Below are 16,662 nucleotides of genomic sequence, written 5' to 3' on the forward strand. Positions count from 1 at the left end.
TATGGAGTGAGCATCATCTAACTTCCAGGCCTGGCCTGAGCAACCGAAAATGGGGAATCCACATAGAGACCAGAAAAGTACAGCAGACAGGCGGATCCACTTATATTATTTCTCTCCCTAAACAGTGGGCCGAAAAAGTAGGAATCGAAACAGGGATGAGAGTATCCATTCAGGCTCAGCCAGACGGAAAACTGTTGATTGACCCTATTCTGGAAGGGCACACGATAAAAACGAAAAGTATCGATGTTACAGGCTATGAGGCAAAAGCTCTGGAAAGGGATATCATTGCTGCATACCTCTATGGTTATGACAGGATGGAGTTTACCTCAAAAAGAATACTTGCCGAGCAGAAACAGGTCATCCGGAAGGTGTGTTACAAGCTCATAGGCCCTGAAATCATTGAGGAAAGCTCAAACTGCGTGGTCATTCAGGACCTTCTTAACCCCAATGAACTCCATATCAAAAAAGGTATACACAGGATGTTCCTGATTACAGGCTCCATGCAAAAAGATGCCATACGAGCCCTCAAAACTGTTGACCATGACCTTGCTCTTGATGTAAGCCAGAGGGATGACGAGGTCGACAGGTTGTGTCTTCTGATTTCCAAACAGTTTCGTTCCGTGCTTTGCGGAGGAAGAATGCCCGATTCCTCGGAAACAAGTATCGAGGAATATCATGATTTCAGAATGGCGGCAAGCCCTATCGAAAGAATAGCAGACCATTCACAGAGGATTGCAAACGTTGCCTCAAAAATGAAGGAGCCATTCAGGGAAGACGTGATGGAAGTCATAGAGGACCTCAGCAACACCTACATGGGACTCGTTAAGCAGGCAGTAGATGCTCTCTATAATGCTGACACCTCTCTTGCGAACCAGGTAATAGACAGTATAGACGGTATGAGCTCGCGTGTAACGGAACTGCATGCGTATATTCTCAAACTTGAATCCCATGAAATCATGATCTCCCTGGGGATGATCGTAGACAGTCTCTCAAGAATAGGAGACCTTGGTTCTAACATAGCTGAGATCGCCATAAATTCCGCGATAAGGGACAAATGAGGGAACAAATAAAAATCATTTATATTTTTAAGAGATGATGAATAAAAATAGGAAAAAATATAAAGGAAAGTACAGAACATCAGTACAAACATAAAAATTTAATAGGAAATGAAAAGAGTTACAGATGGGCTGAAAAAGTTCATTATAAAAAAGTTTTTTATTAAAGATATCCGGAAATCAGGCGATAAGAAGTAATTTATTTATATTCTGGTGTTATTTCACGGAGGCACTTTCTATATTTCACATAGAAAGAATGCAATGTTTGCTATTTATTCCAGGTATATCGGAAGGGAGATGTCAGTATCTCCAAGTTCTCTGATTTCCGCAGCTTAACAAATGGAAATTATTTATATGCATGGATCACTTAAATGAAAAGGTCACGAAAACACCAGTAAACCCATAAAGGAAAGCAATCCGAGAAATCCTTTGGTGTTATGCTTTTCCCAATGGAGGGAAGCCATGAATATGATAAAACGATTTAAGGTAAGCTTTTCAAAAGTGTTTAACAAACTGTTCAAGAAAAAAGGAGCATGCATAGGCATCTACGGCCCCCCCAATGCCGGCAAGACCACCCTTAGTAACCGCATTCTCAGGGACTGGGTCGGAGGCGAGGAAACCATGGGCTCGGTTTCACATATTGCCCACGAAACCAGGCATGCAAAAAGAAGAAACGCAGTCACTATCGAAACTAACGGGCATACTATCAGCCTTGATATTGTGGACACTCCCGGGCTTGCGACAAAGATCGACTTCCATGATTTCATGGAACAGGGAATGAGTGACTCAGAATCAAAGAAGAGGTCAAAAGAAGCGACAGAAGGCGTAATTGAAGCTGTCAAATGGCTGGATGACCTTGACGGAGTCATACTGGTAATGGATTCCACTGAAAATCCTTATACGCAGGTAAACGTAACCGTTATAGGGAACATGGAAGCCAGAAACCTGCCGCTTCTTATTGTAGCAAACAAAGTAGACCTTCCTGACGCTGATCCAGGAGTCATAAAGGAAGCCTTTCCTCAACACCCTATGGTACCTGTTTCGGCGCTTGACGGAGTGGGAATGGATTCATTCTACGAAGCTCTGGCCAAACAGTTCGGGTGATCAAAATGCAGGGAATCCAACTTGATCTGATATCCGAAGCCAGAATTTCTCAAATGGCTTCGATGGAAAAAGTTCGATACATAATCGATGAGGTGCGGAAAGGTAAAATCCTTGTGCTTGAAAAGGGTCTCAACCCTATGGAGGAAGCAAAACTAATTGAGATGACAATGTCAGCAATTCAGCCGGATGTGTTTTCTGGAATAGAGATGCAAAGCTACCCTGCAAACACGGACGTTTCCCTGCTGGGAAAGTTTTTCAAAAAACAGAGCAACAAGAGACTTACGGTCATAGGGCCCGCAAACCAGCTCAAAACTCTAAAAAAGGATAGGAATCTGATCAGTGCACTTGTCTCTGCAAGTAAGTAAACGAAGTGGAAACAATGTGTGCCCAGAAGACCCAAGACCTGGAAGCAAAAATATCCTCTCCCCAGCCCCTAGGCTCCTTTGAGATGGGCAGGAACGACGTTAACGTAGTCTGTACCTACGGGAAAATTGCAGTATGGTTCGGACGAAAGGTTCCTGATTACATCATAGCGCAGGTACTGATAGGAATCTCAAAGGTAGACCCTTCTACTGTTCACGAGTTTGAGATCATCTGTGACTTTGATGAGATCACGGAGTATGAAAGCAAAGGGTACATACTGGTGTCCTATGGTAAAACAGCCGGCGGCTATCGTGTAAACTACAGCATTCCGTTTTCCAACAAAAAAGCTCTCTTCCATCTATCCAGGTTCGTACTTGAAGAACTCCATAAAGGAGAGGTACGTAAGGACTTCTACTGGAACGGGAGTGACTGCGATATCCAGCGGCTCTACAAGGAATTCAAAAATAATATTGACAACTGGGAATTAAAAGCTATTAATTATAAGACTGAGCCGCAAACAAACCGTTAAAGTTCCGGCGCAGAACGGGATGAAAAGAAGCTTCCAGAAATTTATCCTGAAATCCTTACCAATAAGTTTAAGAAAATGAAAAAAGGTTATCTGGAAGGGATTTCAGGAATTATAATCTCAATATTTCTAGTGTTTACAGTCGTAGTCTCAGGAACTCCGCCAGTTTTGAGATTATTATTCAGTTATCCGGTAGAAATAAGTAAATAAAAAGTTAAGCAATTATTATAATTATTACTTTATTGAGAACTCAACTCAATACTTTTTGGAGAACTTATATGAAAAAAGATCAGGTAAAAGACTGCGAAGATGTAATCTCATCAATGGAATTTATCGTGGAAAACATCAACGAGGTGATTAAGCTGCTTGACCGCGAAGCTATAATATGCATGCTTCAGAAGATCCTGGGAGGGGAAAGGGTCTTTTTAATGGGAGCAGGGCGGTCCGGGCTTGTTGCCAAAGCTTTTGCAATGAGGCTAATGCATCTCGGGTTCACTGTGTACGTTGTAGGAGAGACCACAACCCCCGCTGTCCGTCCACAGGATGTTGTGATTGCCATTTCGGGATCTGGAGAAACCCGTTCCATAGCAGACCTGGGAAAAATAGTAAAGGATATTGGCTCAACCCTCATAACTGTCACCTCCAAAAAGGAGTCCACACTCGGCAAAATCTCTGATATTGCCATGATCCTTCCGAGCAAGACCAAAAATGATCATGATGTAGGCGGCTCCCTTGAAAAAAGCATGAGAGGAGATTACAAGAATTCACCTCCGCTGGGAACTGCTTTTGAAATCATCTCACTTGTTTTCCTGGACTCATTGATTGCCCAGTTGATAACGCTTACAGGTGCTTCGGAAGCAGAACTCAAATCCAGGCACACAAATATCGAATAATGGATTGAGCATTGAATAATGGCTTTAAAATAACCGTTAAAATAACCGGGAACCGGAATAGTGGGTAACTTAAGAAAAAGCAGGATTTTAAAGGATATAATTTGCAGGGATATAAGGAGGGCGCAACTTGAAGGAAATTAAGTTTTCAGAAAACGTATCCAGGATAGATACATCCGGAATCAGAAAGATTTTCGAAGCTGCAGGCTCAGATGCCATCAACCTCGGATTAGGGCAGCCTGACTTCGATACTCCCGAACACATAAAAGCCGCAGCAATCAAAGCCATAAATGAAGGTTTTACAGGCTACACCGTAGGTTCCGGAATCCCTGAACTGAGAGAAGCCCTGAGCCACAAATTCCAGGAGGAAAATGGGTTTTCTGTCTCACCTCAGGAAATAATTGTAACCTCAGGAGCATCTGAAGCCCTTACCATTGCCCTTGCAGCCCTCCTCAATACGGGAGATGAGGTCCTGATCTCAAATCCCGGATTTGTGTCCTATAATGCCCTGACGGAGATCATGAACGGAAAGGTGGTAAGCGTCCCCCTTGCAGAAGACCTTACTATGAAGCCGGAATCAGTTCTTGAGAGAATTACCCCTAAGACAAAAGCCATTATCCTTAATTCCCCTTCCAACCCAACAGGCGCTGTCTCAAGCAGGGCAGATATCAAAGCTCTTGCCGAGATTGCAGACGACCACAACATAACCATCATTTCTGACGAGGTCTACGAGTACTTCATCTATGAAGGCGAACACGTAAGCCCTGCCAGTTATTCGGATAATGTGGTCACTGTAAATGCGACCTCAAAAAGCTATGCTATGACAGGCTGGAGGCTCGGGTACCTGGCAGGCAGAAAAGAGTACATAGCCCAGATGCTCAAAGTGCACCAGTATATACAGGCGTGTGCAAACTCAGTCGCTCAGAAGGCTGCATATGCCGCAGTGACCGGACCAAAAGACTCTGTCAATGTCATGCGTGAAGAGTTCCGGAAACGCAGGGACGTGCTTGTAAAAGGGCTCAACGATCTGGGAATGGAATGTGCTCTTCCGAAAGGAGCTTTCTATGCCTTCCCTAAAGTCTCAAACTCCGCAGAGGTCGCCTCAAAACTGATCTCAAATGGTGTTGTCGTTGTCCCGGGAACAGCCTTCGGAAGCGCAGGTGATGGTTACATAAGGATTTCCTATGCAGCTTCAATGAAAGATATTGAAAAATCCCTGAGTATTATGGAAAAAGTGCTCTGAGACTTTTTTAAAGAGAAAGATCTTTTCTCTTCCTTTTTTCCAATTCCTTTATTCAAACTCCTTTTCATGTCTCTTTTCTCTTTTCTCTTTTCTCTTTTCTCTTCCTTTTGTTCAACTTTTCCTTTTCTTTGCACCTCTATTTTTATTCAGTTCCCTGTTTATGGGAAAACACCGTTTACTTTGGGAGTATTTATATTGAGGCATCCAGATACCTTGATATAAAGAAAAGAGCTTTTTGCAATTTTTCCACTGTCAGCTAATCGATATTATTTTGCAATGAGCTTTTTTTAACCAGTGATATTTCCAAAAATATTCCTGCGCATCGGAGGTATTCGCTGAAAGCGGTCTGTATAAAAAAGTATGTGTCACCAATAAGGGGAATTTCTGGATGTTTCCACAAGAATAGTTTCGGAAGAGAAGTATGAAAAAGCGATCTATGTTCCCGCTGGCTGCAACTAAGGGAACTCTTGTGTTCATATCTGTTTTTTTGTTGCTGAGCCCTGCTTCCGGTTCAGCGATCTCAACTCCAAACAGATCAAATGGCTATTTTTACGGAAGCGCAAACACCATAGAAGTTCTTCTGCTGGAAACCCTCGAAACTCCGGCTTTGCTTTTCACCCCGGAATCCTCACCTCCTTTAACAGGAAGTAGAGAAGGAAAAAATAACCACCTTGAGATAATGAGCCCCTTCTTAATCCTGGTTGCAGGCATCCTTGCCGGTTTTAATCCCTGCCTGCTTGCAGTAATGGCTTTCCTGGCTTCTGTCACCCTTGCCCAGCAGGGAGGAAGAAAAGAGATGCTCAAAATTACCCTGGGCTTTTCTGCAGGAATTTTCACCATGTATATGTTTGCAGGGATAAGCATTTTGAGTACTGTCAGTTTCCTGCCTGAAGTCCGGAGTCATTTTACGGTAATTACAATCCTGCTGACTACCTTGCTGGGGCTCTGGCACATTTATGATGCCTACTGGCTGAGAACACATGCAAAATCGACCTTCAGGACTCCGAAATCCCTGAAGGACTTTATGAGCAGGATGGGTGAAAAAAACCTCCTGCTTCTGTCCTTCCTTGCAGGAAGCATGTTCTCCCTGGTCAAAGCCCCCTGCGTCGGAGCAATCTATCTCTCAATCCTGAGTATGCTGGCAATAAAAACCGATATAGCAAGAGGAATAGCATACATGGGAATATACAACCTTGGACTTCTGCTGCCTGTAATGTGCCTTGGCCTTTTGCTGGCCTTCGGACTCAGCCCGAAAAAAGTCACGGAGTTCAGAGAAAAAAGAAGAGTGGAGATAAGGCTGATAACAGGGCTGATTCTTATTGCCCTTGCCCTGTTGATGCAGCTCAGGATACTCTGAGTAGCCAGAAAAAGATCTGAAATTCTGATTCTAACAAAAATCAGATTCCAACTAAAATCAGATTCCAACTAAAATCAGATTCCAACTAAAATCAGATTCCAACTAAAATCAGATTCCAACTAAAATCAGATTCCAACTAAAATCGGATTCCAACTAAAATCGGATTCCAACTAAAATCGGATTCCAACTAAAATCGGATTCCAACTAAAATCGGATTCTGGCCTAAACAACAAATCCTGCATGAAACAGGGTTCTGGATAAAACATATCCTGAAAATAAATACAGGTAAGATAAGGAATCAGAAAGTGGATTCCTCATCCGGCTCTTCTGTTGAGGCCTCTTCTAAAGACTGACGACGCTTTTCTTCAATCAGCTCCAGAAGCTTGCTCATTACCTCTTCTATTCCTTCTTCGGTAATTGTGGATATGTTCAGCTCAACCTCATCTATTTTTCTGAACTCTGGCCTGTCAGCTTTGTTGGCAACCACAAGCATAGGAAGGTTAAAGTTTTCCCGAATTTCAGCAAGCAGGCGTTTCTGGTCTTCAATCTCATATCCGCAGCTCTCGCTTGGGTCAATAATGAACATTACAACTGCATCCAGGAAGTGGATTGCGGTAATTGCCTGCCGTTCAATATTGTTTCTCTCAGCCATAGGGCGGTCAAGGAGACCCGGGGTGTCCATAACCTGATAACGGACTCCATCCCGTGTGAAGTGACCTATGGTTACTCCTTTTGTTGTGAAGGGATACGGAGCAATTTCAGGGGTTGCACCGGTAATCTTTGTAACAAAACTTGACTTCCCTACATTGGGATAGCCAGCGATTACAATCGTTGGCTCGTCCTGGACATCAGGGAGTTTTCTGAGAATGTTTCTGGCTTCATTCAGGAAGAGAAGGTCCTTATTGATGGACTTGACAATGGATGCAATCCTTCCGAAGGCTTCTTTTCGGACAGGCTCGGGAAGATCGGCATCCCGGATTTTTCCGACATAGCTTCTTGCAACTTCATGGATCTTCCGGCTTGCCCAGTCCACGGATGCCAGAGACATCTTGAGTTTCTCGACACCTACAAGGACGTCGGTCAGTTCATAATAGAATGTGGGCAACTGTTCAAAACTTGGAAAACGCCTGACTATATTTGCAAGGTTATCAGTGAAAATGTTTGCAGCCGTCAGTACCATGGACTCGTTGGCTCTGAGCCGGCTGTCCCTCCCCTCAATAGTTTTCCCGGACATAGCTCTTGCTGCCCGTTTAAAAGCTTTATTAGTTAACTCCTCTGAAGTAGGAACTGTGTGAATTTTCTCAAAGATCATAATATTCTAACCCTCTGGGGGCTCTTTTAATTTATATAAAGGTTTTTCTGAGTGAAGAAGTTTAACAGAACAATCTAAAGTCCGTAAGCAAAAGTTTCGCAAAAGTTCCTTAGCGGGTTTTCTTTGCTTTTCTTATCCGGATTATCTGAACAGCTTCAGTCCAAGCGTTTTCTGCCCAAAACTTACAATACCGGAATTATTGCCCGGAAACATGATTAAGTTCTGGTCTTAAAATACCGCAACATACGAAATATTAATATAAGTTTGAAGTCTTCTGAGGTACTTCTCTTAAGATAGATTTGGAGCGGTATTTAATAACTGTAAAATTACTGTTTAATTTATTGTTGTCTATTACATGATCAATAACCAAATTACAATTATGGTTCTATCAAGAGTATTAATTACAAATTATTATAATAATTTATTAAGAGTTTTATTACAAATTATTATAATAATTTAAATACAGACATGAAACAAGCTGTATTTCTAAGCAGAACCGGACTTTATTTATATTTGTAATTATAATTTGTATAAGGAATTTATAATCATTAATTATGGTAAATTAAGTGATGCACTATTCTCGATATATAGATTTTCAACGTATAGGTATTCTTGATGTATAGATATTATACATCATCCTGATACAAGGTATATGAAATTGATGGTGGTAGTATGGAACTCACTCCGATTCAAAAAGACATTATAATTACATTAATTAACCTTCAGCGGCAAAAAGATAGGGCAATTAAAGGGGAAGAAATTGCCGAAGTTATCCAAAGAAACCCTGGGACAGTCCGCAACCAGATGCAATTATTAAAGGCTCTTGGACTAGTCGAGGGTGTCCCCGGGCCAAAGGGAGGGTATAAACCAACAGGGGCAGCATATGATTCTTTACGCATCCAGCAGTTGAAAAACGAATCCGTTGTTCCGCTCTACAGGAATAATGTAATCGTTAATGGGGCAACAGCTGCAGAAATCAGCTTTACGACCGTCCGGAATCCCGATGCCTGTAACGGGGTAATCAGGGTAATAGGAAATATCAAGGACTTTGTAATGGACGATAAGCTTCAGGTGGGTCCAACACCTGTAAACCGTCTTATAGTCCGTGGAGAAGTTACAGGAAGGGATGACACCAATAACGCAATCCTTTTTAACATTACAGAAATGATCTCCCTGCCTAAAAAACATGTCAAACATTATATGAAGTATCCTCCGCTGCTTGTGAATTTCAATGCCAGTATTCAGGAAGCAACAAGGCTTTTTATCCGGAATAATGTACACGGAACTCCTGTGGAAGACAAAGGAAAAATCGTAGGGATAATTACTTACACCGATATCGCACATGCCATTGCACAGGGAAAACCCAATGTAAAGGTTAAGGACATAATGACAAAAGAGCTGATAACTGTTGATGGAGACATGCAGCTCTATGATGTGGTAAAACTCTTCCATAAATATAACGTTGGAAGACTGATTGTAACAATCAACGGAGTTCCAAAAGGAACCCTGTCAAAAACCGATGTGTTGAATGAACTTGCGGTGTATTGAAACTGCAATTTAATTAAGGGTACGTCAGACCGGAGGACAGAAGTCCCGGGTCTTCAAACCCTCTCAGCTTCTTTTAATATTTCTTTAGTCCTTTCGGTTCTTATTTTGCCTCTATATTTTGCCTCTATTAACCTTTTATCGTGTTTTAAATCTCTTTATTCAGTCTCTTTTCATATTTTCGTGCCTGGCACTTAGCTCCTCTGCGATTTCATCAAGGGTAACGTTGTTTGCTGCAAGCATTACCAGTAGATGGAAAATAAGGTCTGAGCTCTCCGAGACTATTTCTTTATGGTCTTCGTTCCTGACTGCAAGTATAGTTTCAATAGATTCTTCTCCCACTTTCTCAAGGATTTTATTCATACCCTTGCGGTGGTTTAAAAGTTTGCAGACATATGAATTTTCGTCATAATTCTGTTTTCGATCCAGGATGATCTCATACACCCTGTTTAAAATGGATAAGTCAGCCTCCGGCATTCTAACACCTGTTTAAGATAAATACTCAGTTATGGTAAAATTCAAAAGAAGTAAAAACAGGAGGGTTATTCAAACCTTCCTGGGGTCGGTAATTTCTCCTGTGAGAGCGGATGCTCCTGCTGTTGCAGGGGAAGAAAGGTACACAAATGATTCTGCACTTCCTTCTCTGCCTTTGAAGTTGCGGTTGGAGGTCGCAAGGCCAACTTCTCCCGGGCCGAGAAGGCCGAAAGAGCCGCCCATGCATGGTCCACAGCAGGGAGATTCTACTATTGCGCCGGCGTTCATGAGTTTTTCAATATACCCGGCTTTTAACAGTTTCATGTATTCTGTCCTTGAAGCGGGCACAACAAGGAGGCGCACATCTTTTGCAACCGGTTCGTCACCCATGATATCCGCCATGAGCTTGATGTCTTCGAACCTGCCGTTTGTGCAGGAGCCCATAAAGATCTGGTCAATTTTCGTGCCTTCTACTTCAGTTACCGGCTTTACGTTATCAACATTGTGAGGGCAGGCTACCTGGGGTTCAAGGTCAGAGACATCATAATGCCTGACCTCCAGGTATTTAGCACTTTCATCAGACTTCCAGTACGGGTCAAGTTTATAGCCCGGAATACGCTCTTTCAGGTATGCTTCGGTAACCTCATCGGCTTCAATGATTCCTGCTTTTCCTCCCATCTCGATTGCCATGTTGGACATGGTCATGCGCTCAGGGATGGAGAGGGAACGAATTGTCGAACCTGCATACTCGGCTGCCATATACCTGGCACCTTCTACCCCGACATCCCCGATAAGATGCAGGATAAGGTCTTTGGAGTAAACGTGCTTCGGCAGTTTACCTTCGATTTCAAACCGGAAGGTCTCAGGAACCCTGAACCAGAGTTTGCCTGTAGCAAAAACGGCTGACATATCAGTAGATCCTATTCCGGTAGAAAATGCCCCCAAAGACCCGTATGCACAGGTATGGGAGTCAGAACCAACAACCAGGTCTCCGGGCAGCACATGCCCTTTTTCAGGCAGGACCTGGTGGCAGACTCCTTCATACACATCATAATTTAAAATGCCCTGCTCTTTCGCAAACTTCCTTAGCATGATATGGTTTTGTGCGGCATTAATTGAGTCTGCAGGGACCTGGTGATCGAATATGATTACGATTTTGCTGGGGTCCCAGACTTTTTTTTCTTCCTCATCTCTCATGATTTCGTAAAAGCCCTGGACTGCCAGCGGACCTGTGATGTCGTGGGTCATTGCCAGGTCTATGTTTGCCAGTACAAAATCCCCGGCTTTAACGGGAGTTCCGGAGGCCTTCGAAAAGATCTTCTCCGAAACGGTCATCGGGCGATTGTCACTACCAGACATTCCGGTCATGGGGAATAACTGGCGCTTTCTAATAAATAAATTTAATTGATGATTCCGAACATAAATGAAATTCAGGGCAGGAATAGCAGAATTTTTCCGCCCGAATTGCGCCGCCCGAGTTTCGCTTCGGGATCACAGGAAATCAGAGATTTTCTGGGAGTTGCACTGCAAGTGCAACAGTATTCGATCCTTTTCTCTGCACTCAAGAGGGCTAATTTATAGATTGTAGTAGTGAGCTTCGCTCGCTCAAGCGGACTAATTTATAAATATGAAGGGCCACCAGACAAGCTGGCGGAGGCGCTTATGTTTACCTCTGAATTAAAAAGCGGTTTCCGGGTTTAAGGAAAGTATTCTCTCAGTCCAGGGAATATTTCTTCGGTATATTATCACTCTTAATTGCGGCACTGGTTTTTCTGGTTGTTTTTTTAGCTGGTGGCAGGCCGACCCAGTTCCGTGCAGCGCGGGGGGAGGAAATGATAAATCTCCTCCCGGATTCCGGAATAGATCAAACAACTAATCAGGGACCACCGGGGTATCCTGAAATCCCGTGCCTCAATCGATGATTTTTGTAATTCCTCTGCTGTCGTGGACTATATAAGCACACATGTCTTTTTCCAGATTATTTCTTGCAATATCCGGACCTTCGTCCCCTTTTTCAAAATCCTCGTATTTTTCGTACATGGCAAGCGTATCCTCAAGTTCCGAGATATATCTGGAAAGCAGGGTATCTGCAAGTTTTCGGCTCTCTTCCGCAGAAATGTGATCCCCAAGTCCTTCACATTCGCATGTGTACAGTTTAAGCCCTTCAATGTAAAAAGGATAGGTGCTGCAGAGCATCGGGCGCACAGGATAAATCCTGCACTTGTTTGTGTCATTTTCGAGGAAAACGCAGTCTCCACTTCTTTTCCGCCTGAGCATCCAGCCATAGGTATGTATATTTCCCTCTGAGTCGATATCGTCCTTCAGGAGATCAAATATCTCAGGGAATTCCGGAGAGGACCCTCCATTTGCTTCTAAAGCTCTGGAATAACCTTCTTTATCCCGGCCTGCGTCCTCATCTCCGGTTTTCTCAGGCTGGCAGGCTTCAGGGATAAGAGGTCCTGCAACCTCAAGTTTTGAAAGCCCTGTATACTCCCGGATTTTCTCAATTTCCTGAGGAGTCAATACTACCCGGTTGTCCCCAAAAGCCCGTCTACAGCATTTCCCGCAGTGCTGGCAGGAAAAACCTGTTTTTTCGATTTCAGCTGCAAGCTTTTCAGGGTCAAGTCTGCGAGCTAATTCAATTTCTTTTTTGAGGGCGGCAATAAGAATGATCTGATACTTTGTTTTTTCGGATTTTTGTTTACTGCCTGAACCTGGAATTTCCATATACAGGTTCCTGTCCTGCAGGTACATCAAATTAACGCAGGCAACGGTATCACTTAATGTGAATATCATACCTGCAATTTCCCTGACAGCCTCACCGAATTCAGTCGATTTCGGAACAGTCTGCCCGGGAACGCCGAGCGAGTCCTTAACCCTGACCCTCCAGAACAACAGGGGCATCAATATAAAGGTGACAGCTGAAGTGAAAGACCAGGAGAAAGGCCCCTTCATAACGGGACTTCTGCTTGACAAGGGCGTGTGGTCCAGCTACAGCAAAGTCATAGCTTTTGTCTGGCTAGATTTGAGGGCCATTTTATTCTTCCAATTTCCCGTAACTGACTCCGGCCCTATATCGATTGGATCTGAAAAGCCAGAGACGCAACAGAAGATACCTAACAGTTTTCATGCGGAATGTAAAAAAAGTTAAATAATGAGCATAAAGCCAGAACATTTTCTGGCTCCACCTTCGCACCTGAGGCTCCCCACCTGCCCGCTTTACAGGTGAGGAATTCCAAGCATTGCAGGTGCCATCCACAAATTTGGGAGGTCTTTATGTTTTTAATGTCTGTTCGTATAGACATATGAATGTATAACAAGCTTATACTTAATACTTTTCATTTAATATATCGTATTTGATGTTATTAAATATAAAATATGTATTACTTATAAAGAGATTATGGCAATTCACTTTTATTCTTCATAGTATTCTCATCCTAACGAATTATCAAAGTTATCCCCCTTGATTTCGTGACATTGTCATGTGAGTTTCACACATAAAAGTTGCTATTCATGTATGTCACCAGTAGGATTGCCTCAAAAGGCAGAGGCAGCACAATGGCGTAATATAGCATAGCTTCTTGTCACGCCTTGAGAAAGTAGGTGCTATACTAAAGATGTTTTCAACAGAGATGCTTCGGGATTTCAGTCAAACGTTAGTTTTATTATTCATTAGTGATATATAATAAAGTTCGCACCAGCCAACTCTTTTATTTTAGAGAGGAAGTTAAAAAAACATATATAGTAATACGTATCATAACTAAAGTAGAATCATTCAAATGAATTTGAAATTACCTGGTGAGTGATATAATGGAAACAGAACTTATGAGGATAGGGGTTTCCCTTCCCGATACTCTTCTTGGTAAATTTGATGGGATTATTGAAAACAGAGGTTATTCTTCCCGCTCGGAAGGCATAAGAGATGCCATTAGGAGCTATATTTCCTATTATGAGTTGATGAATGACATTAAAGGCCATCGCGTCGGAACAGTTGCGGTTATTTATGATCACACAAAACGCGGGCTTTCAAATGCCATAACTGATATTCAGCATCACTATTCTCACCTGATAAAGTCTTCCGTGCATATTTATCTTGATCCTGATGACTGTTTTGAAGTAGTCGTTCTGAACGGGAACGGCAAAGAAATTGCAGAGCTTGCTGAAGCTATGATGGCTCTTAAAGGGGTAAAATTTTCAAACCTCACAACTGTAGAATCAAACGAAAGTATCTGACCTTTTTATATAAGACTCGAACCAATACTTCGGAATCTTAAAGAAACCAAACCAGATAAGTAGGTGAAATTCACCTCGATTTTTTTCAGTGAGGTTGAGGTTTGCATTTTCATTGAGTTAAAACATTTAACTAATGATTTTGAACCCGAAGCCTGCCTTAAATTTTAGCCTATTTACATGAAATCGATACCCTGTTCCAGTCTACAACAAGATCTAAATATTTGGGAACTGTTTTAAAAGTGGAGGTGATTATCACGATTCCTCACTTAACCGAATACACATGGATTTCTTTTAGTTGTGTTGCAGGCACATACATTTTTATTAGTATGTTGCGGGTCGGGCCAGACCCTGTGCGATGCAGGGGAGATTACTGAGAGATTCCTCTATGGATTCCGGAATAGATCAACCAACTTATCAGGGACAAAACACAATTTCAGAAACTGCAAATGCTTTCTCAGCTGGATTTAGCAGGCTACTTCAGGTTCGATTCCTTCCTCAGGATTTGGGGAAATATCTGTGGGAACAGATGCAACTTTTTATCAATCCCGCATCTCAGGTCTAATCAGTAAGCTTTATATTGGAGACTCAATTTAATGATAATTTCTATGTGGCAGACACTACTCAAAAAGTTCGAGAAATACCCGGCACAGGCAAAAGTACTTAAGTTACTTTTTGAACGCGGGTTTCAGGTGAACGAGGAAGGAAAGGTAACTTCCGGAAGCATCGAGATAGCACACACTCAACTTGCAAAGGAAGTAGGGGTTGACCGGAGGGTGGTTGACGCGACCACAAAGACCATCATCTCTGACGAACTCCTGAGCACCATATTCAAAAATGTTCATTCAATCCCTTTTCTCAGAGACGTTGCCCCTGCTCTCGGGCTCGGGGTAATCATCATCATCCCTGAAGACGCTGCTCACGTTGGAATCCTTGCAGAAGTTGCAGGCCTGATTTCAAGACACAACGTAAGCATTCGCCAGGCCGTCTCAGATGACCCATACTTTACGGACAGCCCCAGGCTCACCATCGTTACCGACCACAAAGTCCCCGGAGACCTTGTTGACGATATCCTTAGCCTGCCCTCAGTAAAAGGAGTAAGCATCTACTAAAAAAAAGGGAAGCAGGAACAGCACTCCGACTCCAAGAAGCCCTGCTATTAAGATCTTGTTTCCGGTATTCAAGGCAGCTCATCTCCTGAGATTATATATCTCCTCTTACAACCCCTTCTGCAACTGACTATCTCCCTTTCAAAGCTGCCTTAAAGCCCTGACAGGATCCAGTTTTGAGGCCCTCCAGGCAGGATAAAGCCCCGAAAGCACGGAAACGAGTAAGGAGACAAGAATTCCGGCTGCAAGAATCTTGAAGTTTAAGGTAGTTAGATGTTCGAGATTTCCTATTTCAAGCCTTGAAATTAGCAGGGACCTTCCAACCCTGTCTATGAGGGTTGCAAAAAGAACGCCGAATAAGTCTCCTAAAATTCCTCCCACGGTTCCTATAAACAGGTATTCGGCTAAAAACATCCGCAGGATGTCAGACTCCGAAGCCCCGAGGGCCTTAGAAATTCCGCTTTCCCGGGTCCGTTCATAGACCGAGACTACCATTGTGTTGACCACCATCAGGCCGCCTACAAGCAGGGAAATACTTGAGAAAAAGGCAAGTACAAGGGTCACCCCGTTCATGATCCGGTTGACCGAGTCGATTTCGTCCCGGGCACTTGAAGAGGAAAACCCGATTTTTTCGACCTGCTCTCTTGTTTCGTGAACCTGTGAAGAACTCTCCACCTTTATCAGGACCCCATCATAATACTCCTTTTTGCTGAGTTTTTTTGCATATTCAAGCTTCATGAAGGCCCCTGTATCTATATCGTTTTCTGCAGGTTTCAGATGGCCCACAGGAATAAAACTTATTTCCCTATCAAGAGGCCCCGTCTTCTTCATAAAGGCGCAGCCGGGTTGTTATTGGAGTTCCTATTCTGGCCCCGTCTATTTTTTCCAGTTTTTCCCACAGATCACTTCCAAGTACGATCTGGTTCTGTCCACTATCGAACCAGCTCCCTTCGGCAAGTTCAAGCTCATTTGCAGTCCTGCAATCATCCTGGACCCCGAACAATTCGAAATAGGTCCCTGAAGGGCTGACATAAGCATCCTTTACATAAGGGCATGCCACTTCCCCGTATTCTTATATCCTCTACTTTCGAGTCGCTTATGAGGACAAGTCCGTCTTCCCTGAGCCCCGGAGATACCTCAATTAAGGTCAGGTCCCGGGACTTCTGTATCTCTTCGATTGCATTGATACGAAGGTCTTCTCCGAACGAGACGACGGCTACTACCGTTGCCACTCCGATAGCGATTCCGAGGAGAACAAGCAGGGTTCTGAGCTTTTTAAGGCGTAACTGCCGTATTGCCATTGCGAACTCTTCAATCAAACCGTTCATCAATCCCTTTTTCCAGTTCCTGCCATGGGTGCAGGGGTCAGATCCACGCATATGAATAGATATAAGCGTAAAATATAAGACTTAAAAAATATCGAAGATTACATTATTTCATAATACAATATTTAA

At 43.1% G+C, this 16,662-nt stretch carries 17 protein-coding genes; 10 read left to right on the forward strand and 7 right to left on the reverse strand.

The features are described from left to right. The first annotated feature begins 62 nt into the window (after positions 1 to 62). From EO93_RS08780 to EO93_RS08810, 7 genes are all read left to right on the forward strand, one after another. A complete protein-coding gene (locus EO93_RS08780) occupies positions 63 to 1,058 on the forward strand; it encodes a phosphate uptake regulator PhoU (protein ID WP_082107612.1) in 996 nt (331 codons plus the stop codon). Between the two features lie 459 nt (positions 1,059 to 1,517). Next, entirely contained in the window at positions 1,518 to 2,159 is a 642-nt protein-coding gene (locus tag EO93_RS08785) for an Era-like GTP-binding protein (protein WP_048133742.1), read from the forward strand. 5 nt (positions 2,160 to 2,164) lie between these two features. Further along, on the forward strand, positions 2,165 to 2,524 hold the full coding sequence (locus tag EO93_RS08790) for a DUF2073 domain-containing protein (protein ID WP_048133813.1): 360 nt from the start codon (positions 2,165 to 2,167) through the stop codon (positions 2,522 to 2,524). A 14-nt stretch (positions 2,525 to 2,538) separates the two neighbouring features. Next, positions 2,539 to 3,051, forward strand: coding sequence for a hypothetical protein (locus EO93_RS08795; protein WP_048133740.1), 513 nt, complete (start codon positions 2,539 to 2,541; stop codon positions 3,049 to 3,051). A gap of 275 nt (positions 3,052 to 3,326) precedes the next feature. Beyond that, positions 3,327 to 3,941, forward strand: coding sequence for a 6-phospho-3-hexuloisomerase (gene hxlB / locus EO93_RS08800; RefSeq protein ID WP_048141169.1), 615 nt, complete (start codon positions 3,327 to 3,329; stop codon positions 3,939 to 3,941). A gap of 127 nt (positions 3,942 to 4,068) precedes the next feature. Continuing rightward, positions 4,069 to 5,181, forward strand: coding sequence for a pyridoxal phosphate-dependent aminotransferase (locus EO93_RS08805; protein ID WP_048141171.1), 1,113 nt, complete (start codon positions 4,069 to 4,071; stop codon positions 5,179 to 5,181). Positions 5,182 to 5,602: 421 nt separating this feature from the next. Then, positions 5,603 to 6,538, forward strand: a complete 936-nt coding sequence (locus EO93_RS08810) for a cytochrome c biogenesis CcdA family protein (RefSeq protein WP_235284169.1) — start codon at positions 5,603 to 5,605, stop codon at positions 6,536 to 6,538. Between the two features lie 298 nt (positions 6,539 to 6,836). Here EO93_RS08810 and EO93_RS08815 read toward each other — a convergent pair whose 3' ends face one another. Beyond that, the gene (locus EO93_RS08815; protein WP_200895022.1) at positions 6,837 to 7,850 is read right to left on the reverse strand and encodes an NOG1 family protein; all 1,014 of its coding nucleotides are present in this window, start codon (positions 7,848 to 7,850) and stop codon (positions 6,837 to 6,839) included. 672 nt (positions 7,851 to 8,522) lie between these two features. Between EO93_RS08815 and EO93_RS08820 the strand changes: the two genes are divergently transcribed. Continuing rightward, positions 8,523 to 9,398: a CBS domain-containing protein gene (locus tag EO93_RS08820; protein ID WP_048133733.1), complete on the forward strand. Its 876-nt coding sequence runs from the start codon at positions 8,523 to 8,525 to the stop codon at positions 9,396 to 9,398. Positions 9,399 to 9,557: 159 nt separating this feature from the next. On the opposite strand, the gene hisE is transcribed toward EO93_RS08820, so the two are convergent. From hisE to EO93_RS08835, 3 genes are all read right to left on the reverse strand, one after another. Then, the gene (gene hisE / locus EO93_RS08825) at positions 9,558 to 9,872 is read right to left on the reverse strand and encodes a phosphoribosyl-ATP diphosphatase (RefSeq protein WP_048162092.1); all 315 of its coding nucleotides are present in this window, start codon (positions 9,870 to 9,872) and stop codon (positions 9,558 to 9,560) included. Positions 9,873 to 9,941: 69 nt separating this feature from the next. Continuing rightward, entirely contained in the window at positions 9,942 to 11,204 is a 1,263-nt protein-coding gene (locus EO93_RS08830) for a 3-isopropylmalate dehydratase large subunit (RefSeq protein WP_048162093.1), read from the reverse strand. A 576-nt stretch (positions 11,205 to 11,780) separates the two neighbouring features. Beyond that, the gene (locus tag EO93_RS08835; RefSeq protein ID WP_156161275.1) at positions 11,781 to 12,623 is read right to left on the reverse strand and encodes a YkgJ family cysteine cluster protein; all 843 of its coding nucleotides are present in this window, start codon (positions 12,621 to 12,623) and stop codon (positions 11,781 to 11,783) included. Between the two features lie 1,056 nt (positions 12,624 to 13,679). On the opposite strand from EO93_RS08835, the gene nikR reads away from it, so the two are divergent. Continuing rightward, the gene (nikR, locus tag EO93_RS08845) at positions 13,680 to 14,102 is read left to right on the forward strand and encodes a nickel-responsive transcriptional regulator NikR (protein WP_048133730.1); all 423 of its coding nucleotides are present in this window, start codon (positions 13,680 to 13,682) and stop codon (positions 14,100 to 14,102) included. 605 nt (positions 14,103 to 14,707) lie between these two features. Then, positions 14,708 to 15,211 carry an amino acid-binding protein gene (locus EO93_RS08850; RefSeq protein WP_048133809.1) on the forward strand — a complete coding sequence of 168 codons (504 nt, stop codon included), beginning with the start codon at positions 14,708 to 14,710 and terminating at the stop codon, positions 15,209 to 15,211. A gap of 138 nt (positions 15,212 to 15,349) precedes the next feature. Here the strand turns inward: EO93_RS08850 and EO93_RS18145 are convergent, their stop codons facing one another. From EO93_RS18145 to EO93_RS18155, 3 genes are read right to left on the reverse strand one after another with little or no spacing between them, the layout of a single operon-like run. Beyond that, complete coding sequence (locus tag EO93_RS18145) at positions 15,350 to 16,039, reverse strand: ABC transporter permease (RefSeq protein WP_235284173.1); 690 nt, start codon at positions 16,037 to 16,039, stop codon at positions 15,350 to 15,352. After that, positions 16,017 to 16,211: an ABC transporter permease gene (locus tag EO93_RS18150; RefSeq protein ID WP_235284174.1), complete on the reverse strand. Its 195-nt coding sequence runs from the start codon at positions 16,209 to 16,211 to the stop codon at positions 16,017 to 16,019. The genes EO93_RS18145 and EO93_RS18150 overlap by 23 nt, the downstream gene beginning before the upstream one ends. Continuing rightward, positions 16,192 to 16,587 carry an ABC transporter permease gene (locus EO93_RS18155; protein ID WP_235284176.1) on the reverse strand — a complete coding sequence of 132 codons (396 nt, stop codon included), beginning with the start codon at positions 16,585 to 16,587 and terminating at the stop codon, positions 16,192 to 16,194. Before EO93_RS18155 ends, EO93_RS18150 begins: the two co-directional genes overlap by 20 nt. Between the last annotated feature and the right edge of the window lie 75 nt (positions 16,588 to 16,662).

The organism is Methanosarcina sp. 1.H.A.2.2 (assembly GCF_000979975.1).
Lineage (GTDB): Archaea > Halobacteriota > Methanosarcinia > Methanosarcinales > Methanosarcinaceae > Methanosarcina.